The sequence below is a fragment of the Enterobacter dykesii genome, assembly GCF_008364625.2.
Taxonomy (GTDB): domain Bacteria; phylum Pseudomonadota; class Gammaproteobacteria; order Enterobacterales; family Enterobacteriaceae; genus Enterobacter; species Enterobacter dykesii.
Genome location: NZ_CP126604.1, coordinates 2,962,357 through 2,986,725 on the forward strand (window position 1 = coordinate 2,962,357; position 24,369 = coordinate 2,986,725).

Annotated in this window: 15 protein-coding genes; 9 read left to right on the plus strand and 6 right to left on the minus strand. The window is 58.3% G+C overall.

Features of this window, described 5'->3' with window-relative positions; genetic code table 11:
- Together wzb and F0320_RS14220 are read right to left on the minus strand one after the other, a co-directional pair.
- Positions 1-444 carry a low molecular weight protein-tyrosine-phosphatase Wzb gene (gene wzb / locus F0320_RS14215; RefSeq protein ID WP_023312405.1) on the minus strand — a complete coding sequence of 148 codons (444 nt, stop codon included), beginning with the start codon at positions 442-444 and terminating at the stop codon, positions 1-3.
- Between the two features lie 6 nt (positions 445-450).
- Positions 451-1,590 carry a polysaccharide export protein gene (locus tag F0320_RS14220; RefSeq protein WP_014170829.1) on the minus strand — a complete coding sequence of 380 codons (1,140 nt, stop codon included), beginning with the start codon at positions 1,588-1,590 and terminating at the stop codon, positions 451-453.
- 693 nt (positions 1,591-2,283) lie between these two features.
- Between F0320_RS14220 and F0320_RS14225 the strand changes: the two genes are divergently transcribed.
- A complete protein-coding gene (locus F0320_RS14225) occupies positions 2,284-3,867 on the plus strand; it encodes a TerC family protein (RefSeq protein WP_023312406.1) in 1,584 nt (527 codons plus the stop codon).
- 109 nt (positions 3,868-3,976) lie between these two features.
- Here F0320_RS14225 and asmA read toward each other — a convergent pair whose 3' ends face one another.
- From asmA to udk, 3 genes are all read right to left on the minus strand, one after another.
- A complete protein-coding gene (gene asmA, locus F0320_RS14230) occupies positions 3,977-5,827 on the minus strand; it encodes an outer membrane assembly protein AsmA (protein WP_126330706.1) in 1,851 nt (616 codons plus the stop codon).
- Positions 5,828-5,849: 22 nt separating this feature from the next.
- Entirely contained in the window at positions 5,850-6,431 is a 582-nt protein-coding gene (gene dcd, locus F0320_RS14235) for a dCTP deaminase (RefSeq protein WP_023312408.1), read from the minus strand.
- A gap of 91 nt (positions 6,432-6,522) precedes the next feature.
- Positions 6,523-7,164, minus strand: a complete 642-nt coding sequence (gene udk, locus F0320_RS14240) for a uridine kinase (RefSeq protein ID WP_008500855.1) — start codon at positions 7,162-7,164, stop codon at positions 6,523-6,525.
- A gap of 344 nt (positions 7,165-7,508) precedes the next feature.
- Between udk and F0320_RS14245 the strand changes: the two genes are divergently transcribed.
- Positions 7,509-10,838, plus strand: coding sequence for a diguanylate cyclase (locus tag F0320_RS14245; RefSeq protein WP_047652475.1), 3,330 nt, complete (start codon positions 7,509-7,511; stop codon positions 10,836-10,838).
- Here F0320_RS14245 and alkA read toward each other — a convergent pair.
- Positions 10,797-11,675 (minus strand): DNA-3-methyladenine glycosylase 2, encoded by an 879-nt coding sequence (gene alkA / locus F0320_RS14250; protein WP_126330708.1) that lies wholly within the window; start codon positions 11,673-11,675, stop codon positions 10,797-10,799. The genes F0320_RS14245 and alkA overlap by 42 nt on opposite strands.
- A 130-nt stretch (positions 11,676-11,805) precedes the next feature.
- Here alkA and yegD point away from each other — a divergent pair, with 130 nt between their 5' ends.
- The 7 genes from yegD (at position 11,806) to baeR (ending at position 24,265) form a co-directional block, all read left to right on the plus strand.
- On the plus strand, positions 11,806-13,158 hold the full coding sequence (gene yegD, locus F0320_RS14255) for a molecular chaperone (RefSeq protein WP_126330710.1): 1,353 nt from the start codon (positions 11,806-11,808) through the stop codon (positions 13,156-13,158).
- 169 nt (positions 13,159-13,327) lie between these two features.
- Positions 13,328-14,530 carry an MdtA/MuxA family multidrug efflux RND transporter periplasmic adaptor subunit gene (locus tag F0320_RS14260; RefSeq protein ID WP_126330712.1) on the plus strand — a complete coding sequence of 401 codons (1,203 nt, stop codon included), beginning with the start codon at positions 13,328-13,330 and terminating at the stop codon, positions 14,528-14,530.
- On the plus strand, positions 14,530-17,652 hold the full coding sequence (locus tag F0320_RS14265) for an MdtB/MuxB family multidrug efflux RND transporter permease subunit (protein ID WP_126330714.1): 3,123 nt from the start codon (positions 14,530-14,532) through the stop codon (positions 17,650-17,652). The genes F0320_RS14260 and F0320_RS14265 overlap by 1 nt, the downstream gene beginning before the upstream one ends.
- Entirely contained in the window at positions 17,653-20,730 is a 3,078-nt protein-coding gene (gene mdtC / locus F0320_RS14270; RefSeq protein WP_126330716.1) for a multidrug efflux RND transporter permease subunit MdtC, read from the plus strand.
- Positions 20,731-22,146: an MFS transporter gene (locus F0320_RS14275; RefSeq protein ID WP_126330718.1), complete on the plus strand. Its 1,416-nt coding sequence runs from the start codon at positions 20,731-20,733 to the stop codon at positions 22,144-22,146.
- On the plus strand, positions 22,143-23,546 hold the full coding sequence (baeS, locus tag F0320_RS14280; RefSeq protein WP_126330720.1) for a two-component system sensor histidine kinase BaeS: 1,404 nt from the start codon (positions 22,143-22,145) through the stop codon (positions 23,544-23,546). The genes F0320_RS14275 and baeS overlap by 4 nt, the downstream gene beginning before the upstream one ends.
- Entirely contained in the window at positions 23,543-24,265 is a 723-nt protein-coding gene (gene baeR, locus F0320_RS14285) for a two-component system response regulator BaeR (protein ID WP_126330722.1), read from the plus strand. Before baeS ends, baeR begins: the two co-directional genes overlap by 4 nt.
- Positions 24,266-24,369 lie beyond the last annotated feature (104 nt).

A 24,369-nucleotide genomic window follows, 5' to 3' on the forward strand; every position in this document is an offset into this window, starting at 1 on the left:
TTATCCCTGCTGAACTTTCAGTGCCTGCGCCCACTGTTGGGCAGACTGGTCAAGTAAGGTGTAAACCGCCTCAAAGGCCTCATGGCTTTTGCGATACGGATCGGGGATTTCACGTTCATTGTCCCAGTGACCAAACAGCATCACCTTGCCGCGCATCTCCGGAGCGATATCGCACAGCGCATGAATATGGCGTTTTTCCATAGTCAGGATCAGGTCATACTCGCGGCACATGCGGCCAGTGACCTGGCGGGCCACGTGGCCGTCGAGAGAGAGGTGATGATCCCGCGCCACGCTCGTTGCGCGCTCATCGGCACCTTTACCGACCAGTGCACCCAGCCCTGCCGAATCAACGGTCAGTTCGGGCTGGTAGTGTTTCAACAACCGTTCAGCCGTAGGGGAACGGCAAATGTTCCCCACGCATACCACCAGAATTTTGTTAAACATCGCGGATTACCAGGTATGAATGTCGCGCGCCGTATCCGTCATGTAGCGAACGCCACTGATGGTTGGCAGCAACTGGTTGATCAGACGGTTCCAGCGGGCAACCGGCGCGGTGGTGACGTACACCACATCGTATGGCTGGAGACGGAACTCCGTTGCCATCACCAGAGAGGTCGCATCGGACATATCCAGCTGGTAAATGTTGGCAATCTTGCCTTTCGCACTGCCCTCACCTTTCAGCGGACGGATAACGAAGATACCGGTCGCGTTAGAGGTCGTCAGATCGATACCTTCAGCATTGCCCAGCGCTTCGGTCAGCGTCATACCGCTGAAGTCCATTTTGAGGGTGCTCTGTTTCTTCACTTCACCCATCACGAAGACTTTCAGATCGTCATTGCGCGGTACGTAGAGAATGTCGCCCGGATAGAGCAGGCGGTTCTGGGTCAGATCGCCGTTTTGCATCAGCGCCTGCAGCGAAATGCGCTGCTCCTTCCCGTTGTGGGTGAGCACGACGTTGCGCCAGTCGGCGCCGTCGGTTAACCCGCCCGCGGCGTTAATGGCATCCAGTACGGTCAGAGGAACGTTGGTGATGGCCTGCTGGCCGGATTTATTCACCTGGCCGGAGATATAGGCTTTTTGCGAGCGGAATGCGGCGATATTAACGTCCACCTGCGGATCGGCGATGTACTGCGCTAAGCGGCCGGTAATATCACTACGGATCTCGGCAAGCGTTTTCCCTGCAACATGGACTTTACCAATGTAGGGATAGAACATGGTGCCATCTGACTGCACCCAGTTACCGGTGTCGCTTGAGCTACGGTACTGGCCCGCTGGCGTGGTCAGTTCAGGGTGGTCCCAGACGGTCACGTTGATCACGTCACCCGGCCCCACGCGGTACTGGTAAGACGCAATTTCCTGGTCCAGCGACATATTCGGCTGGGCAACATTCGGACGTGGACGTAATTGCTCGACCAGACGAGGCGTAAGTGGATAAACATTCACCATTTTGTCGAGATCAAAATCGGCATCCTGTTGCTTGATCACATCCTTACCCATTGTTGACATATTGCTGCCGGGAAAGACCGTGCAACCACTCATCAAGGTCACAGACACCAATAATGGCATCAATTTCATTTTGGATTTCATCATTGATTATTTATCACTTTGGCAGAGTAATTATCCTGTGCAATTTAAATAAGCTCGAGTCGTATTGGGTTTCAGCATGCAGTTAATCAAATAGAAATATAACTGGCATCAGTCCTAAAAAAAGCTTATTCATCCATTGGCTATTGACAGAATAATCGAGGCTGATTCACACGCTTTCAGGCACGCTACCGCCCTTGGCTTTCAGTTACCAATCCACTGACTAAACAATGCGTTATGGATAGACACCCTCTTGAGCAAGGTCTTCTGGAAATATATCTGTCGCTTGAGAAACCCAACGGATAATGAATAACCATCTCCTGAAGACCGAACATTAATAGCAACACTGAGATTTAACATTTGATGCTGGGAGAATTGTTGCAGCTAACCTAATAGCAGGCAAGGAGACAACAGTCCTAATATCGGTTTTTAAGATTAATATTAAGAGCAAATTTTTGACCTTTTAGGATTTTCTTTATATTGACAAAATGAGAGTAAAAAACACCGCCTGCGATATATCTTAAAATGACATCTCTGCAATTAAATATTCGCATTTCGCTTATTTACACATTATTGAGAATGCTCTCTTTTTTAACCGTCGTATTAAGAGAAATCTCAGCCCGGCATTGCAATTTCCCCCAGCTTTATCCATGATCGAAGTGTGACATTCGTCATATAACAGAAGGTATTGCTATTACTATGGAATGGATTGCCGATCCCTCAATCTGGGCCGGGCTGGTTACGCTGGTCGTCATCGAGCTGGTGCTCGGGATTGATAATCTGGTTTTTATCGCCATCCTTGCTGAAAAACTGCCCCCTTCCCAGCGCGACCGCGCGCGCGTAACGGGTCTGCTGCTGGCGATGGTGATGCGTTTACTGCTGCTGGCCTCTATCTCCTGGCTGGTGACGCTCACTCAGCCTCTGTTCTCCATTCACGGCCTGAGTTTTAGCGCCCGCGATCTAATCATGCTCTTCGGCGGGTTGTTTCTGCTGTTCAAAGCCACGGTGGAGCTCAACGAGCGGCTGGAGGGTAAAGACAGCGAGAACCCAACCCAGCGCCGCGGGGCGAAATTCTGGCCAGTAGTGGCGCAAATTGTGGTGCTGGATGCGGTCTTTTCTCTGGACTCGGTGATCACCGCCGTCGGGATGGTGGACCACCTTGCGGTGATGATGGCCGCGGTGATCATTGCCATCACGCTGATGGTCATGGCCAGCAAGGCGCTGACCCGCTTTGTGAACAGTCACCCGACCATCGTGATCCTCTGTCTGAGCTTCCTGCTGATGATTGGCTTTAGCCTGGTGGCCGACGGCTTTGGCTTCCATATTCCGAAAGGCTACCTGTACGCCGCCATCGGCTTCTCCGTCATGATTGAAGCGCTCAACCAGCTGGCAATATTTAACCGCCGCCGCTTCCTGTCCGCGAATCAGACCCTGCGTCAGCGCACGGCCGACACGGTTATGCGCCTGCTAAGCGGTAAGAAAGAGGATGCGGAGCTGGATGCCGAATCCTCCGCCATGCTGGCCGATCACAGCGACGGGCTGATCTTCGACCCGCAGGAACGACGGATGATCGAGCGGGTGCTCAATCTGAATCAGCGGACGGTCAGCAGCATCATGACCTCGCGGCATGACATTGAACATATCGACCTGACGGCACCGGAAGAGCACATTCGCGCCCTGCTGGATAAAAACCAGCACACCCGCGTGGTGGTGACCGGCGGTGAAGAGGAAGAGGAGCTGCTGGGCGTGGTGCACGTTATTGACCTGCTCCAGCAGCAGCTGCACGGCGAGGCGCTCAATCTGCGCGTCCTGGTCCGCCAGCCGCTGGTCTTCCCTGAGGGGCTACCGCTGCTTTCCGCCCTTGAGCAATTCCGTAACGCGCGCACGCACTTTGCCTTTGTGGTGGATGAGTTTGGTTCGGTCGAAGGGCTGGTCACGCTCAGCGACGTCATGGAAACCATTGCCGGTAATCTGCCTAACGAGGTGGATGAGATTGACGCCCGCCATGATATTCAGAAAAACGCAGACGGTTCGTGGACGGCTAACGGCCATATGCCGCTGGAAGACCTGGTGCAATACGTGCCGCTGCCGCTGGATGAAAAACGGGAATATCACACTATCGCCGGTCTGCTAATGGAGTATTTGCAGCGTATCCCGCAGCCGGGAGAAGAGGTTCAGGTGGGCGACTATCTGCTCAAAACGCTGCAGATTGAAAACCATCGCGTGCAGAAGGTTCAGCTCATTCCGCTGCGGGATGAGGAAGAGCTGGATTTTGAGGTTTAGGTAAAACAAAACGGCAACCCGGTTGCCGTTTTTAGTGTTTGCTCCCTCTCCCACGGGAGAAGGCCGGGATGAGGGCATCAGGCCGCAACGCTACCCGGCGCAACGGACATCAAAGCTTATCCAGCAGCTTCTTCACGTCCTTACCGTCCTGTGAATCTTTATTGCGATCCGCCCAGCCGCTAAGCCGACGTTTCGCTTCATCCTGCAGATGCTTGCGCAGGATCTGATCCACCTGCAGGCTGTAATTCAGAGCCTGCCATTTGCCGTATACGGTCAGCGGGACCGGCGTCTCTTTCAGGAAGTCGATGAGCTTGCTTTCACCCTGCCAGCCGGAAAGTACCCGCACGTTAAAGCGCGTATCCGCCGTCTCTTTCACCAGATCCAGCTTACCTTCACCGGTCATTGATAACAGTGAAGAGGCACCCTGCATCCGGTCGAGTGTAAGTTGCCCGTTGTCCAGCGTCAGGTCCGTGGTGAAGCTGTCGAGGCGCGTGGCGCTGTCGTAGTTATCCTGGGCCTTCACATCGCTGCTGCGCTCAACCGCCTGCTGCACCAGCTGCTGGAAGTTAAGCCCTTCCATACGGGAATTTCTCAGCTCAAGATGCGCCTGCCCCTGCCACTCGCGGCGGAAAGCATCTGCATCAATTTTCGTCCCTGAGAAGTCACCCGCGAGCGTCAACTGCCCCGTCAGGGATATCGGATAGTTAAACGCGTTCAGGATGGTGCCTATCTCAACGTTGTCGAGACGCGGCTGGAATTCGGCACTGGCAACGTCTTTACGGACATCCAGCGTGCCGGGCAGCGAGAGGTTCCCTGCGCCCATCTTTCCGCTCAGCTCGGAGATCACCAGCAAACCGTTATGGTTAAACATCTGGCTGCTCACGTCGGTAAAATCAATGCCGCGCCAGCGCAGGCTATTGGCTTTCAGCAGAATATCCGCCGTGAATCCGCGCAGGGCGTTATAGTCAGGCTGATCGAGATTAGACGAGATAACCGGACGTGATGCCGGTGCCTGGCTTTGCCCCGTCTGGGCGGCATCGCTATCCGTGGCGCTGGCCGGCAGAGGCGGCAGCAGGTTTTCCAGATTGAGCTTGTCAAACTGCAGATTCAGCACCCACTTCGGCTTCTCTTCGAGCGTGACGCTCGCCTGCCCCTTCAGGCTACTGTCATTTGCCTGCAGGTTGAGATTATCCAGCTCCAGCTGCTTTTGTTCTTCGCGCCACACGGCCTGCAGCGTTCCCTGCCCGGTTATCCCCTGGGTGGGGAGATCGGCACCCATCAGCTGCCAGCTCAACTGCTGGATGTCGGCCGTCAGTTGATGCGGGTAGTCCGAGGCGTTCACATTAGCATTCAGCGACAGGGTCAAATCGCGCTGATCGCGGTTTACGCGCCCGCTAAATTCCAGCGACGCAAGATGGTGAGCATCCTGTTCCATCTGCAGGTTAATGTTGCGAATGGTCACCTGCTCCTGGTGCTCATGCTGGAAAACCAACACGCTGTCGGCAACTTTCAGCTTGCCGATATCAAAGGACCAGCCGGTATCAGACGGTTCATCAGGCAGGGTATTTTCGCGCGGCGCAACCGGCGCACTGGCATCACGCACGGCTTCGGTTTGCGGGGTGAGCTGAATCACCGCGCCTTTTAGCATCACCTGCTTAACCTGCAGCTGATGGGAAATGAGCGGGATCAGCGCCACATCAAGGCGCATGTTGTCTGCGGACACCAGCGGCTGGGCCGCCCCCGGTGCCATGAGGGACATGCGGCCAGAGAGAATGCTGAGCTGCGGCCAGACGTGCCAGCGCAGCGGCCCGTCAAGCTTCAGTTGATAACCACTGCGCGCCTCGACCTGCCGCACCATATAAGCGCGGAAATCGTTGGGATTAACCAGCAGAACCAACGCCGAAAGGCCAGCCACCAGCACCACCAGCAAAATCATCAGCGTCGTCAGAACTCTTCTCATGGCATCCTCAATGGACTAACGATCAGTCTTTATCAATACGGCTGGCAACCGCGCCCTGCTGGTCGCGATATTTTGCGTCCTGTCGACGGTTATAAGGACGATCTGCCGGGCCTGACAGCGGTTCAAAGCTCAACGCGCCGATCATCATGCCCGGGCGCAGCGCCAGCGGCAATTTACCGGCATTGAAGAATTCCAGCACGATACGCCCCGACCAGCCTGGATCGATACGGTGCGCGGTCACGTGAACCATCAGCCCCAGTCTCGCCAGCGAAGAACGGCCATCAAGCCAGCCGACCAGGTCCGGAGGCAGGGTGACGGATTCAAACGTCACCGCCAGGGCCAGTTCACCCGGATGCAGATAAAAAGCTTCGCCTTCATCGATAACGATTTCGTCACTCATCACGCGATCGAGCGCGGCGCTGACTTCGTCCTTCGGCCCGCTGAGGTCAATGAACGGTGCGGTATGGCCACTAAAGGTGCGGAATTTATTCCCCAAGCGGACATCAACGGTCACGCCATTGATACGCTCAACAGGTGGGCGTGGGGTAATAGATAAACGGCCTTCATCCAGCCAGGCTTCTATATCGCGATCACAAAGACGCATGCCAATTTCTCCTTTCATGCATCGTACCCTGAGGCGGTAAGCGCTCAGGGTAAAACCAGGTTATCTCTGAACGGTACACAATTCACGCGGCTTATTCAAAAAACTGGCTGATTTTCGCTTTTAAGATATCAATAGCAATGCGGTTTTTACCCCCGCGCGGCACGATGATATCGGCGTATTGTTTGGATGGCTCAATAAACTGCAGGAACATCGGGCGAACCGTTTTCTGATACTGCGCCATGACGGAGTCCATCGAACGGCCTCGTTCATTCACGTCACGCTTGATGCGGCGCATCAGGCAGATATCCAGCGGGGTATCAACGAAAATCGAGAAATTCATGGATTCACGCAGGCGGGCGTCGGTCAGGAGCAGGATGCCTTCAAGGATAATGACCTTTTTCGGCTCGATGCGGATGGTTTCCTGCGTGCGGGTGTGTTCTACATAACTGTAAACGGGCAGCTCAATCGCCTGGCCGCTCTTAAGCGCTTCTAAATGCTGGAACAGCAAGCTGTGATCCATTGCATTTGGGTGGTCATAATTGGTTTTGACGCGCTCTTCCATCGACAGATGGGATTGATCTTTGTAATAGCTGTCTTCGGGAATGACGCCGATATGCTCATCACCTACTTGTTCACGCAGTTCGCGATAAAGCGTACTGGCAATTAGACTTTTACCTGAAGCCGATGCGCCGGCGATGCCTATAATGACGCACTGATGAGACTTATCAGTCATAAATTTAGCGACCTGATTAACCTGGATGTTAAGGAAGGACGACGCCGGAGCGTCAAACGCGGCAATTATAGGGATTTCGCGGGCGTGATACCAGTCGAATGCACAGGTTCTGCGAGACTGGCCGAAAAGTGACGTTTTATTCCCTGAGTGAAATTTAAATGAACGTTTTTTCAGCGTTTAACCGTTTTTTTCTCACGGAGCCTCTATTTAATAAGTCTGTGGTGTCAAATTCTGAGCGGTCACCATATGAATTGTAAATTGTTTGTACTAGCATAAACCAAATTATCAAATTCACGCGTTCGGACATCTTCCCTGACGGCATGGCGTCTCTGGATAAAGCGGTAATGAATAAACAATACCAGCGGGTTTTGGTTACCACCCCACATCCTTTAATACGACTTGTCTGTCTGGGCCTGGTCACCTTTATCTTTACCTTATTTTCGCTGGAGCTCACCCGGTTCGGCACCCTGCTGGCCCCCCTCTGGTTCCCCACCGCCATTATGATGGTGGCGTTTTACCGCCATGCAGGAAAAATGTGGCCCGGAATCGCCCTGGCCTGTTCGTTTGGCAATATCCTGGCCACCTGGATGCTCTTTTCGTGGGGATCGATAAACCTTACCTACACCTCAGTTAACGTGGTTGAAGCCTTTATCGGTGCGTTGTTGTTGCGCAAGTTGCTCCCATGGTACAACCCGCTGCAGAATCTGAATGACTGGATCCGCGTGGCCATCGGCAGCGCGGTGATACCGCCGCTGGTTGGCGGCTTGCTGGTTTCCCTGCTGGCGCCCGGCCCCGAACCCCTGCGTAATTTCTTCGTCTGGGTGTTATCCGAAGCCATCGGCGCGCTGGCGGTGGTTCCGCTGGGGCTGTTGTTTAAACCGCATTATCTGCTGCGCCACCGTGACCCGAGACTGCTGCTGGAAACCCTGACCACGCTGGCCGTAACGCTGGCCCTCAGTTGGGCAGCCATCACCTGGCTGCCGTGGCCTTTCACCTGCGTTATCGTTTTGCTTATGTGGAGCGCCGTGCGCTTGCCGCGAATGGAAGCGTTCCTGGTGTTTCTGGTCACCGTGATGGTTGTGTCGCTGATGATTGCCCAAAATCCTGTGGCGCTGACAACCCAGCACGTCGGGGCGATGCTGAACGCTCCCTGGCTGCCGTTCCTGATGCTGCTCCTGCCTGCCAACGTGATGACCATGGTGATGTACGCCTTCCGCGCCGAGCGCAAACACATCACCGAAAGCGAGGAGCGTTTCCGCAATGCGATGGAGTATTCCGCGATTGGCATGGCGCTGGTCAGCATTGAGGGCAAATGGCTGCAGGCTAACAAGGCGCTGTGCAATTTCCTCGGCTACAGCCAGACGGAGCTCCAGTCGCTGACCTTCCAGCAGCTCACCTGGCCGGAAGATCTGCACACCGACCTGGAACAGCTCGAACAGCTGGTCAACGGCGACATCAATACCTATACCCTCGAGAAGCGCTATTACACCCGCGACGGGGAAGTAGTCTGGGCGCTCCTTGCCGTCTCCGTCGTGCGCCATGCCGACGGTTCGCCGCTCTATTTTATTGCTCAGATTGAAGACATTAATGACCTGAAGCAGACCGAGTGGGTTAATAAACGCCTGATGGAGCGCATTACGCTCGCCAACGAAGCGGGCGGCATCGGCATCTGGGAGTGGGATCTGGAGCCGGACATTATCAGCTGGGACAAGCGGATGTTTGAGCTGTATGAAATCCCGCCGCACATCAAGCCCACCTGGCAGCTCTGGCATGACACGATGCTGCCGGAAGATCGTGCCCACGCCGAGCAGGTGCTGCGGGACTCGCTGATATCCCGCCTGCCGTTTAAGCTGGAATTTCGCATCCGCGTGAAGGAAGGCGTGCGTCATATTCGCTCCCTGGCGAACCGGGTGCTCAATAAGCAGGGTGAAGTCGAACGGCTGCTCGGTATCAACATGGATATGACCGAGGTTAAGCAGCTCAACGAAGCGCTCTTCCAGGAAAAAGAGCGTCTGCACATTACCCTTGATTCCATCGGTGAAGCGGTGCTGTGTACCGATATCAACATGAACGTCACCTTTATGAACCCGGTGGCCGAAAAAATGAGCGGCTGGCTGCAGACCGAGGCTATCGGCCAGCCGATCCTGAAGGTGCTGCACATCACCTTTGGTGAAAAAGGGCCGCTGATGGAGAATATTCACAGCGGCGATATGTCCCGTTCCGATATCGATCAGGACGTGGTGCTGAACTGCCGTACCGGCGGCAATTTTGATATTCACTACAGCATTACGCCGCTCAGCACGCTGGACGGGCAGAATATTGGCTCGGTTATCGTGATTCAGGACGTAACCGAGTCGCGCAAGATGCTGCGTCAGCTGAGCTATAGCGCCTCCCACGATGCCCTGACCCATCTGGCAAACCGGGTCAGCTTCGAAAATCATCTCAAACGACTCCTGCAGACCGTTCGCGAAACGCGCCAGCGCCATGCCCTGGTCTTTATCGATCTCGACCGCTTCAAAGCCGTCAACGATACGGCAGGCCATGCGGCGGGCGATGCCCTGCTGCGGGAGCTCTCTTCCCTGATGTTGACCATGCTCCGCTCCAGCGACGTGCTGGCGCGTCTGGGCGGAGATGAGTTCGGGTTACTGCTGCCTGACTGCAATATTGAAAGCGCGCGCTATATTGCCGGGCGTCTGATCCACACGATCAATGACTATCACTTTATGTGGGAAGGCCGCCTGCACCGGATTGGCGCCAGCGCAGGTATCACGCTGATTGATGAAAATAACCATCAGGCGTCAGAAATCATGTCGCAGGCGGATATTGCCTGTTATGCCTCGAAAAACAGCGGGCGCGGCATGGTGACGGTTTACGAACCCCAGCAGGAGCGGGATCACAACACGCGCAGCATGATGTCGCTTGATGAACAGTGGCACATGATTAAAGACAATCACCTGATGATGATCGCCCGCAGCGTCGCCTCCCCGCGTATCCCTGAAAGCAGTAATTTCTGGCTGCTGTCGTTACGCCTCTGGACCAGCCAGGGCGAAGTCCAGGAAGAGCATGCCTTCCGCTCGGGCCTGGCAGAGCCTGAGCTTTTGCACGCCCTCGACAGGCGCATTTTTAATGAGTTTTTCCGCGCCTCTGCCGCCCAGATCGCCAGTAAAGGCATGGGAGTGGCGCTGCCGCTATCTGAGGCCGGTTTAGCCAGCGTAACGCTGGTCGATGAACTTCTCGACCTGCTGGATAAAAGCCCCATGCCGGGCCGTCTCCTGCATCTTGTTATCTCTGCCGACGTGGTGTGCAGCCCGGATAAAAACCTGCAGCGGAGTCTGCAAAAGCTTCGTCAGGCGGGCTGCCGCGTGATCTTCAGCCAGGTGGGCCGCGACATGAACGTCTTTACCCACCTGACCGCCAATATGGCCGACTATCTGATGCTGGACGCGGAGGTGGTAAGCAACGTGTATGGCAACCTGATGGATGAGATGATGGTGACAATTGTTCAGGGCCACGCCCAGCGTCTGGGGATGAAAACCATCGCGGGCCCGTGCAATCAGCCCATCATGATGGATACGCTCTCCGGCATCGGCATTGATTTCATCTATGGCGACACTATCGCCGAGCCGCAGCCATTAGATCTTCTGCTCAACACCAGCTATTTCGCCATCAACTGACGGCGTCCAGCCGTCGGTGTACCAGATGTGCAGCAGCGCGTAAGAGCGCCACGGCTGCCAGCGTTCGGCATAACGACGAATTTGCGCGGGCGTCATCCCGGCAAAGCGTTGCTTAATCAGATAATCATCCGGCAGAAAGACATCTTTCGCCTGCCAGCCGCGCAGGGCCAGGTAGTTTGCCGTCCAGCGCCCTATCCCCGGCCGCTGCTGTAGCGCCTTCATCCCGGCCTCAATATTCTCGGGCGGGAAAAGCGGAAATGTCCCGTCAATGACCGACTGCGCCAGGTGAATTAACGACTCCGCGCGCTTTACCGGCATGCCCAACGCTTTCAGCGCCAGCGGGTCCGCTGCCGCCAGCGCGTCCGGCGTGGGAAAGCAGAGATAGCCCGCACAGTCCGCCACCGGTTCGCCGCACAGTGCCACCACGCGCGAAGTCAGTTTCGCCGCCATCGCCACGCTCACCAGTTGCCCGAGGATCGCCCGGACGCCCTGCTCGTACGCGTCCATCGCCCCCGGTAAACGCAAGCCTGGCAGGGCAGCACCGAGATCGCCCAGCGTATCCGCGATGTGCTGCGGGTTGCAGGTGAGATCGAACAGGCGCTCTATGCGTTCAAGGCACGTCTGCGCAACCGGAATTAACCCCGGGCTGAGCGTGACGGTCAGCGTATGGGTGGCGATATCCGGCGTGACGCGAAATATTCCCTGATGCCCTTCGCAGGCAAAACTGCGCTCGTAATAGTCGTGCGTGACGGTTTCAATGCCCGACACCGCACGCGCGCCAAGAAAGCCAAACATCCACTGCCAGTCGTAAGGGGGAAGCCAGTTCAGGGTGTACATCGTCTCTCCTTTTGGGTTCTCCACAGCATAAACGGAAAGGTCCTGTTTTGCCTTGCTTTCATATTCCTGTTGTCGCCATGAAGACATTTCGTTAAAGTCTCGCCCCTTCTCACTGGCATGGGGATTTATCGTGTTTATTGGATTCGACTACGGTACGGCAAACTGCTCGGTTGCGATTATGCAAAACGGGCAGCCACGGCTCCTGAAAATGGAAAAAGAGAGCACGCTGCTGCCGTCAATGCTCTGCGCGCCGACGCGTGAAGCGGTGAGCGAATGGCTGTTCCGCCACCATCAGGTTCCGGCCACGGCGGCGGAGACCCAGGCGCTGCTGCGCCGGGCGGTCAGCTTTAACCGCGAGGAAGACATCGACGTTACGCCGTCCAGCGTGCAGTTCGGCCTCTCTTCGCTTGGGCACTACATTGAAGATCCTGAAGAGGTCTACTTCGTTAAGTCGCCAAAATCCTTCCTCGGCGCCAGCGGGCTGAAGCCGCAGCAGGTAGCGATGTTCGAAGACCTGGTGTGCGCGATGATGCTGCATATTCGCAATCAGGCGCAGACGCAGGTCTCCGATGTGATTACCCAGGCGGTGATTGGCCGCCCGATCAACTTCCAGGGGCTGGGCGGCGATGAGGCCAACCAGCAGGCGCAGGGGATCCTTGAACGCGCGGCGCACCGGGCAGGCTTCCGCGACGTGGTGTTCCAGTACGAGCCGGTTGCCGCGGGGCTGGACTTTGAAGCCACGCTGACGGAAGAGAAGCGCGTGTTAGTCGTGGATATCGGCGGGGGCACCACGGACTGCTCGCTGCTGTTGATGGGACCGCAGTGGCATAATCGTCGCGATCGTGAAAACAGCCTGCTCGGGCACAGCGGCTGCCGCGTAGGCGGTAACGATCTCGATATCGCGCTGGCATTCAAGAGCCTGATGCCGCTGCTCGGCATGGGCGGGCAAACCGAAAAAGGCATCGCCCTGCCGATACTGCCGTGGTGGAACGCAATTGCCATCAACGACGTGCCTGCGCAGAGTGATTTTTACAGCACCGCGAACGGCCGCTTCCTTAACGATCTGGTGCGTGACGCGCAGGACGCCGAAAAAGTCGCGCTGCTGTACAAAGTGTGGCGTCAGCGCCTGAGCTACCGCGTGGTGCGTACTGCCGAAGAGAGCAAAATAGCCCTTTCCGACCGTACTGAGCATGCGGTCTCCTTGCCGTTTATCAGCGACGATCTGGCCACCGCGATTTCGCAGGACGGGCTGGAGACGGCGCTCGCGCAGCCGCTGCAGCGTATTCTGGAGCAGGTGCAGCTGGCGCTGGAGAACGGCAAAGAGAAGCCGGACGTGATTTACCTGACCGGGGGTAGCGCCCGTTCGCCGCTGATCAAAAAAGCGCTGGCGGAACAGCTGCCGGGCATTCCTATTGCCGGTGGCGATGACTTTGGCTCCGTTACCGCAGGGCTGGCGCGCTGGGCGCAGGTGATGTTTAGCTAATGTTGTTGCGGTCCGGTCTGATACCCTCTCCCACAGGGAGAGGGAGAAAACCGCGGCGCTACTCTCAGACCATTCCTGACAGTCTTCCATATTTCCTCCATTTTTCCGCTGTGTTAGCTGACTAAACTAGTATCATTCCCCGAAGTATTCAGGATGAGAACGTATAACGATGAAAGGCAGTAACAAATCCCGCTGGGCAATCGCCGCTGGCATCATTGTGGTGATCCTTGCCGCCGCATGGTACTGGCACAGTCAATCCGCGAACTCCGCCGCTCCCGCCGGTGCCACCGGTCAGGCGCAGCGCCCGGCAGGCGGAGGACGTCACGGCATGCGCGGCGGCGCGCTGGCGCCGGTTCAGGCGGCGACGGCGGTGAATAAAGCCGTTCCTCGCTATCTCACAGGTCTCGGGACCATTACCGCCGCCAACACCGCCACGGTGCGCAGCCGCGTCGACGGCCAGCTCATCGCGATCCACTTCCAGGAAGGTCAGCAGGTTAAGGCTGGTGACCTATTGGCGGAAATCGACCCGAGCCAGTTTAAGGTCGCCCTCGCCCAGGCGCAGGGGCAGCTCGCGAAAGACAAAGCCACCCTCGCCAACGCCCGGCGCGATTTGGCCCGCTACCAGCAGCTGGTGAAAACCAACCTCGTGTCTCGTCAGGAGCTGGACACCCAGCAGTCGCTGGTCAGTGAAACGCAGGGCACTATCAAAGCAGATGAAGCCGCCGTCGCCAGCGCACAGCTGCAGCTGGACTGGAGCCGCATCACCGCGCCGATTGACGGGCGCGTGGGCCTGAAGCAGGTCGATATCGGCAACCAGATCTCCAGCGGCGACACCACGGGCATCGTGGTGATCACCCAGACCCACCCGATTGATTTAGTCTTTACCCTGCCGGAAAGCGACATTGCGACCGTGGTGCAGGCGCAAAAAGCCGGTAAAGGCCTGGTGGTGGAGGCCTGGGATCGCACCAACAAGCAGAAGTTGAGCGAGGGTTCCCTGCTCAGTCTGGATAACCAGATCGACACCACCACCGGCACCATCAAGCTCAAAGCGCGCTTTAATAACCAGGACGATGCCCTCTTCCCGAACCAGTTCGTCAATGCGCGCATGCTGGTCGCGACCGAAGAGAACGCGGTGGTGATCCCAACGGCTGCGCTGCAGATGGGTAACGAAGGTAACTTCGTCTGGGTACTTAACGGCGACAATAAGGTCAGCAAGCACCTGGTGAAAACTGGTATTCAGGACAGCCAGACGGTGGTCATCGCCGCCGGCCTTTCCGCAGGCGACCGCGTGGTTACCGACGGCATTGACCGTCTGACCGAAGGGGCCAAAGTGGAAGTGGTTGAACCTGCGAAACAGGGAGAGAAATCCTGATGCAGGTGATGCCCCCAGGCTCTACAGGCGGGCCGTCACGTCTGTTTATCCTTCGTCCTGTCGCCACCACGCTGCTGATGGTGGCGATCCTGCTCGCCGGGATTATCGGCTATCGCTTCCTGCCCGTCTCGGCGCTGCCGGAGGTGGATTATCCAACCATCCAGGTGGTGACGCTTTATCCTGGCGCCAGCCCGGATGTGGTGACGTCCGCCATTACCGCTCCGCTGGAGCGCCAGTTCGGCCAGATGTCGGGGCTAAAACAGATGTCCTCCCAGAGCTCAGGCGGGGCATCCGTCGTGACGCTGCAGTTCCAGCTGACGCTTTCGCTGGACGTCGCCGAGCAGGAGGTGCAGGCCGCCATCAACGCCGCCACCAACCTGCTGCCGTCGGATCTGCCTAACCCGCCGGTCTACAGCAAGGTCAACCCGGCGGATCCGCCGATCATGACGCTTGCCGTCACCTCCTCCGCCATGCCGATGACCCAGGTTGAAGACATGGTCGAAACGCGCGTGGCGCAGAAGATTTCTCAGGTTTCCGGCGTCGGCCTCGTCACGCTGGCGGGCGGCCAGCGTCCCGCCGTGCGCGTGAAGCTTAACGCGCAGGCGATTGCCGCGCTGGGTCTTACCAGCGAAACCATCCGTACCGCCATCAGCAGCGCCAACGTCAACTCGGCGAAGGGCTCGCTGGACGGCCCCACTCGCGCCGTGACGCTCTCTGCCAACGATCAGATGCAGTCCGCCGATGAGTACCGTCAGCTGATTATTGCGTACCAGAACGGCGCCCCGGTTCGCCTGGGCGACGTGGCGACCGTGGAGCAAGGCGCGGAAAACAGCTGGCTGGGGGCCTGGGCCAACAAACAGCAGGCGATCGTGATGAACGTGCAGCGCCAGCCGGGCGCAAACATCATCGAAACCGCCGACAGCATCCGCGCCATGCTGCCGCAGCTGATCGAAAGCCTGCCGAAATCGGTCAGCGTGAAGGTGCTTTCCGACCGCACCACGAATATTCGCGCGTCGGTCACCGACACCCAGTTCGAGCTGATGCTGGCGATTGCGCTGGTGGTGATGATCATTTACCTGTTCCTGCGTAACGTCCCGGCGACCATTATTCCCGCCGTCGCCGTGCCGCTCTCGCTGGTCGGGACCTTTGCGGTGATGGTGTTCCTCGACTTTTCGATTAATAACCTGACGCTGATGGCGCTCACCATCGCCACCGGGTTCGTGGTGGATGATGCCATCGTCGTTATCGAGAACATCTCGCGCTATATCGAGAAAGGCGAAAAACCGCTGGCGGCCGCGCTGAAGGGCGCGGGCGAAATCGGCTTTACCATTATCTCGCTGACCTTCTCGCTGATTGCGGTGCTGATCCCGCTGCTGTTTATGGGCGATATCGTCGGGCGGCTGTTCCGCGAGTTTGCCGTGACGCTGGCGGTCGCCATTTTGATCTCCGCCGTGGTGTCGCTGACCCTGACGCCGATGATGTGCGCCCGCATGCTCAGCCATGAGTCCCTGCGTAAGCAAAACCGCTTCTCGCGCGCCTCCGAGCGCATGTTCGAGCGGATTATTGCCGCCTACGGTCGCGTGCTGGCGAAAGTTCTGAACCATCCGTGGGCCACGCTCGGCGTGGCGCTGGGAACCCTGGCGCTCAGCGTGATGCTGTGGATTTTCATTCCGAAAGGCTTCTTCCCGATTCAGGACAACGGCATTATTCAGGGCACGCTTCAGGCCCCGCAGTCGGTCTCCTTCGCCAATATGGCCCAGCGCCAGCAGCAGGTGTCCGAAATCATCATGAAAGATCCGGCGGTCGAAAGCCTGACCTCCTACGTGGGCGTCGACGGCACCAACCCGTCGCTCAACAGCGCGCGTCTGCAGATCAACCTCAAGCCGCTGGATGAACGCGACGATCGCGTCAACGCCGTCATTGAGCGTCTGCAAAACGCCGTCGCGCGCGTGCCGGGCGTTGAGCTTTACCTGCAGCCGATTCAGGATTTGACCATTGATACCCAGGTCAGCCGCACGCAGTATCAGTTCACCCTACAGGCGACCACGCTGGATGCCCTCAGCACCTGGGTGCCGCAGCTGGTCAATAAACTTAACACCCTGCCGCAGCTCGCCGACGTCAGCAGCGACTGGCAGGACAAAGGGCTGGCGGCGCACGTTAACGTCAACCGCGATACCGCCAGCCGCCTCGGCATTACCATGGCAGACGTGGATAACGCCCTGTACAACGCCTTCGGTCAGCGCCTGATCTCCACTATCTACACCCAGGCCAACCAGTATCGCGTGGTGCTGGAGCACAACACGGAGAACACGCCTGGCCTGGCGGGGCTGGACTCGGTGCGCCTGACCAGCAAAGACGGCGGCATTGTGCCGCTGAGCGCTATCGCCACGGTGGAAGAACGCTATACCCCGCTGTCGATTAACCATCTGGATCAGTTCCCGTCCACCACCATCTCCTTCAACGTGCCGGACAATTACTCTCTAGGCGAAGCGGTGGAGGCGATTCAGGCTGCTGAAAAAGAGCTCAGCTTCCCGTCCGATATTCAGACCCGGTTCCAGGGCAGCACGCTGGCGTTTCAGGCCGCGCTGGGTAACACCATCTGGCTGATCGTCGCGGCTGTCGTGGCGATGTACATCGTGCTCGGCGTACTGTACGAAAGCTTTATCCACCCGATCACCATCCTCTCTACCCTGCCGACGGCGGGCGTGGGAGCGCTGCTGGCGCTGATGCTGGCGGGCAGCGAGCTGGACGTCATTGCCATCATCGGCATTATCCTGCTTATCGGGATCGTGAAGAAAAACGCCATCATGATGATCGACTTCGCCCTGGCCGCCGAGCGCGAGCAGGGCATGTCGCCGCGCGACGCGATTTTCCAGGCCTGCCTGCTGCGTTTTCGTCCAATCCTGATGACCACGCTGGCCGCCCTGCTGGGCGCGCTGCCGTTGATGCTCAGCACCGGCGTCGGCGCGGAGCTGCGCCGTCCGCTGGGTATCGGCATGGTCGGCGGTCTGCTGGTGAGCCAGGTGCTAACGCTCTTCACCACGCCGGTGATCTACCTGCTGTTTGACCGCCTGGCGCTGTGGACCAAAAGCCGCTTCCCGAAACGTGAAGAGGAGGCATAAGTGAAGTTTTTCGCCCTCTTCATTTATCGCCCGGTGGCGACGATTTTAATCTCGCTCGCCATTACCCTCTGCGGCGTGCTGGGCTTCCGGCTGCTGCCGGTAGCGCCGCTGCCGCAGGTGGATTTCCCGGTGATTATGGTCAGCGCCTCGCTGCCGGGCGCCTCGCCGGAAACCATGGCCTCGTCCGTTGCCACGCCGCTGGAGCGCTCGCTCGGGCGGATTGCGGGGGTCAACGAGATGACCTCCAGCAGCTCGCTGGGCAGCACGCGCATCATTCTGGAGTTTAGCTTCGACCGGGACATTAACGGCGCGGCGCGCGACGTGCAGGCCGCCATTAACGCCGCGCAAAGCCTGCTGCCGAGCGGGATGCCGAGCCGCCCAACCTACCGCAAGGCCAACCCGTCCGATGCGCCGATTATGATCCTGACGCTGACCTCGGATACGTATTCTCAGGGGCAGCTTTACGACTTTGCGTCTACCCAGCTGGCGCAGACAATCTCACAAATTAACGGCGTCGGTGACGTGAGCGTCGGCGGGAGCTCCCTGCCCGCCGTGCGCGTCGGCCTAAACCCGCAGGCGCTGTTCAACCAGGGCGTGTCGCTGGACGACGTGCGCTCCGCCATCAGCAACGCCAACGTGCGTAAACCGCAGGGGGCGATTGAGGACAGCAGCCACCGCTGGCAGATCCACACTAACGACGAGCTGAAAACCGCCGCGGAATATCAGCCGCTCATTATTCACTACAACAACGGCGCGGCGGTACGCTTGAGCGACGTTGCCAGCGTCACCGACTCGGTGCAGGACGTGCGTAACGCCGGGATGACCAACGCAAAACCGGCCATTCTGCTGATGATCCGCAAGCTGCCGGAAGCGAACATTATTGAGACGGTGAACAGCATTCGCGCCCGTCTTCCGGACCTGCAGGAGACCATCCCGGCAGCTATCGATCTGCAAATTGCCCAGGATCGCTCCCCGACCATTCGCGCCTCGCTTGAAGAGGTGGAGCAAACGCTGATTATCTCCGTCGCGCTGGTGATCCTGGTGGTCTTCCTGTTCCTGCGTTCCGGTCGCGCAACGCTTATCCCGGCAGTGGCCGTGCCGGTCTCGCTGATCGGTACCTTTGCCGCCATGTACCTGTGCGGGTTTAGCCTCAACAACCTGTCGCTGATGGCCCTGACGATAGCGACGGGCTTCGTGGTGGATGATGCCATCGTGGTGCTGGAAAACATTTCCCGCCACCTGGAAGCGGGCGTGAAGCCGCTGCAGGCCGCGCTGAAGGGCACGCGTGAGGTGGGCTTTACGGTGCTCTCCATGAGCCTGTCGCTGGTGGCGGTATTCCTGCCGCTGCTGCTGATGGGCGGGCTGCCGGGCAGGCTGCTGCGCGAGTTTGCCGTCACCCTCTCCGTCGCCATCGGGATTTCGCTGGCCATCTCCTTAACGCTGACGCCGATGATGTGCGGCTGGATGCTCAAGCGCAGCAAACCCCATTCGCAGCCGCGCCGCAAAGGCTTTGGTCGCTTCCTGATGGCGATGCAAGAAGGCTACGGCAAATCGCTGAAGTGGGTGCTGAACCATACCCGGCTGGTCGGTCTGGTGCTTATCGCCACCATTGGGCTGAACGTCTGGATGTACATCACCATCCCGAAAACCTTCTTCCCGGAGCAGGACACCGGCGTGCTGATGGGTGGCATTCAGGCGGACCAGAGCATTTCGTTCCAGGCGATGCGCGGCAAGCTGCAGGACTTTATGAAGATCATTCGGGAAGATAAAGCTGTGGATAACGTCACCGGCTTTACCGGCGGATCACGCGTTAACAGCGGGATGATGTTTATTACCCTGAAACCGCGCGGCGAGCGCAACGAAACCGCCCAGCAGGTGATTGACCGCCTGCGGGTGAAGCTCGCCAAAGAGCCGGGGGCAAACCTGTTTTTGATGGCCGTTCAGGATATCCGCGTCGGTGGGCGACAGGCGAACGCCAGCTATCAGTACACGTTGCTCTCGGACGATTTAGCCGCCCTGCGCGAGTGGGAGCCGAAGATCCGCAAGGCGCTGGCCGCCCTGCCGGAGCTGGCGGACGTCAACTCCGATCAGCAGGACAACGGTGCCGAGATGGCCCTGACCTACGACCGCGAAACCATGTCGCGGCTGGGCATTAACGTTGAAGCCGCCAACAGCCTGCTGAATAACGCCTTCGGCCAGCGCGAGATCTCCACCATCTACCAGCCGATGAACCAGTACAAGGTGGTGATGGAAGTCGATCCGCGCTACACCCAGGACATCAGCGCTCTGGACAAAATGTTTGTGATCAACAACGACGGCAAGGCGATTCCGCTCTCCTACTTTGCCAGCTGGCAGCCTGCCAACGCGCCGCTGTCGGTGAACCATCAGGGGCTGTCGGCGGCGTCGACCATCTCCTTTAACCTGCCCGCCGGTTCGTCGCTTTCTGAAGCCAGCGACGCAATTAACCGCGCAATGACGCAGCTTGGCGTGCCGTCCACCGTGCGCGGCAGCTTTGCCGGGACCGCGCAGGTGTTCCAGGAGACGATGAACTCGCAGGTGATTTTGATTCTGGCCGCCATCGCCACGGTCTATATTGTGCTGGGCGTGCTGTATGAGAGCTACGTTCACCCGCTGACCATTCTTTCGACGCTGCCGTCGGCGGGCGTGGGGGCGCTGCTTGCGCTGGAGCTGTTTGGCGCGCCGTTCAGCCTGATCGCGCTCATCGGGATCATGCTGTTGATCGGCATTGTGAAGAAAAACGCCATCATGATGGTGGATTTCGCCCTGGACGCCCAGCGCAACGGCAATCTGTCGTCGGAAGAGGCCATCTTCCAGGCCTGCCTGCTGCGTTTTCGTCCGATTATGATGACCACTCTGGCGGCGCTGTTTGGCGCGCTGCCGCTGGTTATCTCGGGCGGCGACGGCTCAGAGCTGCGCCAGCCGCTGGGGATCACCATCGTCGGCGGCCTGGTGATGAGCCAGCTGCTGACGCTGTACACCACGCCGGTGGTCTATCTGTTCTTCGACCGCCTGCGGCTGCGCTTTTCGCGTAAAAACAGAGAAACGGTAAACGGGTAAATGACCGAGCTTCCCAGCAACGTTCGCTGGCAATTATGGATAGTCGCCTTCGGCTTCTTTATGCAGTCGCTGGATACGACCATCGTCAACACCGCCCTCCCCTCCATGGCGAAAAGCCTGGGGGAGAGCCCGCTGCATATGCACATGGTGATTGTCTCCTACGTGCTGACGGTGGCCGTCATGCTGCCCGCCAGCGGCTGGCTGGCCGATAAAGTGGGCGTGCGGAATATCTTCTTTACCGCCATCGTGCTGTTTACAACCGGCTCGCTGTTTTGCGCCCAGGCCAACACCCTCGACCAGCTGGTGATGGCGCGCGTGCTGCAGGGCATCGGCGGGGCAATGATGGTGCCCGTCGGGCGGCTAACGGTGATGAAGATCGTACCGCGCGAGCAGTACATGGCGGCGATGACTTTTGTCACCCTGCCCGGCCAGGTTGGGCCGCTGCTGGGCCCGGCGCTCGGCGGCATGCTGGTGGAGTACGCCTCCTGGCACTGGATCTTCTTAATCAATCTCCCTGTTGGCATTATCGGTGCCATCGCTACCCTGACGCTGATGCCAAACTACAAAATGCAGACGCGGCGCTTTGATTTCTTTGGCTTTATCCTGCTGGCGGCGGGCATGGCAATGCTTACCCTGGCGCTGGACGGGCAAAAAGGGCTCGGGATTTCCACCCTGAAGCTGGGGATGCTGGTCGTTATCGGCATCACCGCCATTCTGTGGTATCTGCGGCATGCCAGAGGTAACGATAAGGCGCTGTTCAGCCTGAACTTGTTTAAAAACCCTACCTATCGCCTTGGCCTGTTCGGCAGCTTCGCCGGGCGCGTCGGCAGCGGCATGCTGCCGTTTATGACGCCCGTTTTCCTGCAAATCGGAATGGGATTTTCGCCGTTCCACGCGGGGCTGATGATGATCCCGATGGTGCTCGGCAGCATGGGAATGAAGCGCATCGTGGTGCAGGTGGTGAACCGCTTTGGCTACCGTCACGTGCTGGTGACCGCCACGCTGGGGCTGGCGCTGGTAAGCCTGCTGTTTATGGCCGTGGCGCTGATGGGCTGGTACTACGTCCTGCCGCTGGTGCTGTTCTGCCAGGGGATCGTCAACTCCATGCGCTTCTCGTCGATGAATACCCTGACGCTGAAGGACCTGCCGGACGATCTGGCGAGCAGCGGCAATAGCCTGCTGTCGATGATCATGCAGCTCTCAATGAGCGTGGGCGTCACCATTGCCGGCCTGCTGCTCGGCATGTACGGCCAGCACCATCTCAGCGTCGACACGCCGGTGGCGCATCAGGTCTTTATGTATACCTATCTCAGCATGGCGGTCATCATCGCCCTGCCCGCTTTCATCTTCGCCAGAGTGCCGGATGATACCAGCAAGAACGTCGTGATCAGGCGCGGCAAAAGGAGTGGTTCATGAAATTCTGGCGTCCGGGCATTACCGGCAAGCTCTTCGTGGCGATATTTGCCACCTGTATCGTCCTGCTGGTCACCATGCACTGGGCAGTGCGGATAAGCTTTGAGCGCGGTTTTATTGATTACATCAAGCATGGCAATGAACAGCGTTTACAGGGCTTAAGCGATGCGCTGAGTGAACAGTACGCCCAGCATGGCAACTGGCGTTTTCTGCGCAATAACGACCGCTTTATTTTCCAGATCCTGCGCTCGCTGGAGCACGATACCGGTGACGATCGCCCGGGGCCTGGCATGCCGCCGCACGGCTGGCGCACCCAGTTCTGGGTAATTGATCAGGACATGCGCACGCTGGTGGGTCCGCGCGCGCCGATACCGCCGGACGGCACCCGTCGTGCAATCAAAGTCAACAACGCGACAGTCGGCTGGGTTATCGCCTCTCCGGTGGAGCGCCTTACGCGCAACACCGACATCAACTTTGACCGCCAGCAGCGCCGCACAAGCTGGCTGATTGTCGCCCTCTCCACCCTGCTCGCCGCGCTCGCCACCTTCCCGCTGGCGCGCGGTCTGCTCGCTCCGGTGAAACGGCTGGTGGAAGGGACGCACAAGCTCGCCGCCGGGGATTTCACCACCCGCGTCGATACCCGCAGCCAGGACGAACTGGGCAAGCTGGCGCAGGACTTTAACCAGCTCGCCAGCACGCTGGAGAAAAACCAGCAGATGCGCCGCGACTTTATGGCCGATATTTCCCACGAGCTGCGCACGCCGCTGGCGGTGCTGCGCGGCGAGCTGGAGGCCATTCAGGACGGCGTGCGCCAGTTTACGCCCGAATCGGTGGCCTCTCTGCAGGCGGAGGTGGGCACACTCACCAAGCTGGTGGACGATCTCCACCAGCTCTCCATGTCCGACGAAGGCGCGCTGGCCTACCAGAAGGCGCCGGTGGACGTAATTAACATTCTGGAAGTGATCAGCGGCGCCTTCCGCGAGCGGTTTGCCAGCCGCAACCTGAAAATAGACCTCTCCCTGCCGGACAGCGCGGTGGTGTTCGGCGACAAAGACCGGCTGATGCAGCTGTTCAATAACCTGCTGGAAAACAGCCTGCGCTACACCGACAGCGGCGGCGGGCTGCATATCTCCGGCAGGCAGGAAAACGGGCGCTTTGCCCTCACTTTCGCGGATTCCGCCCCCGGCGTGCAGGACGCGCAGCTGGAAAAGCTGTTTGAACGTTTCTACCGTACCGAAGGTTCTCGCAACCGCGCCAGCGGCGGCTCCGGCCTTGGGCTGGCGATTTGCGTTAACATCGTCGAGGCGCATAATGGCACGATCCGCGCCGCCCATTCGCCTTTTGGCGGGGTTAGCATTACAGTAGAGTTACCTCTGGAACGGGATTTATCGAGAGAAGTATGATCGAGTTACCGATTGACGAAAACACGCCGCGCATTTTGATCGTGGAAGACGAACCCAAGCTGGGACAGCTGCTGATCGACTATTTACGTGCGGCCAGCTACGCTCCATCGCTAATCAGCCACGGCGACCAGGTGCTGCCGTACGTGCGCCAGACCCCGCCGGATCTGATCCTGCTGGATTTAATGCTGCCAGGCGTTGACGGGCTGACCCTGTGCCGGGAAATTCGTCGCTTCTCCGACGTGCCGATCGTCATGGTCACCGCAAAAATTGAAGAGATTGACCGCCTGCTGGGGCTCGAAATTGGCGCGGACGATTACATCTGCAAGCCCTACAGCCCGCGTGAAGTGGTCGCCCGCGTGAAAACCATTCTGCGCCGCTGCAAGCCGCAGCGCGAGCTTCAGGTGCTCGACGCCGAAAGCCCGCTGATTGTCGACGAAAGCCGCTTCCAGGCAAGCTGGCGCAGCAAGCTGCTGGACCTGACGCCTGCGGAGTTCCGCCTGCTGAAAACCCTTTCCCACGAGCCGGGGAAAGTGTTCTCCCGCGAGCAGCTGCTGAACCACCTGTATGACGATTACCGCGTCGTGACCGACCGCACCATCGACAGCCATATCAAAAATCTGCGCCGCAAGCTGGAAGCGCTGGACGCCGAGCAGTCGTTTATTCGTGCGGTGTACGGCGTGGGGTATCGCTGGGAAGCGGATGCGTGCAGGATTGCGTGAGGAACGTTTACATATTAAAATACCCCTTTTGAAAACATTTGAATTAGCGTGATTTAGATTAAGGATACTATAGATTCAGATGGATTCATTTTAATCTTCAATTA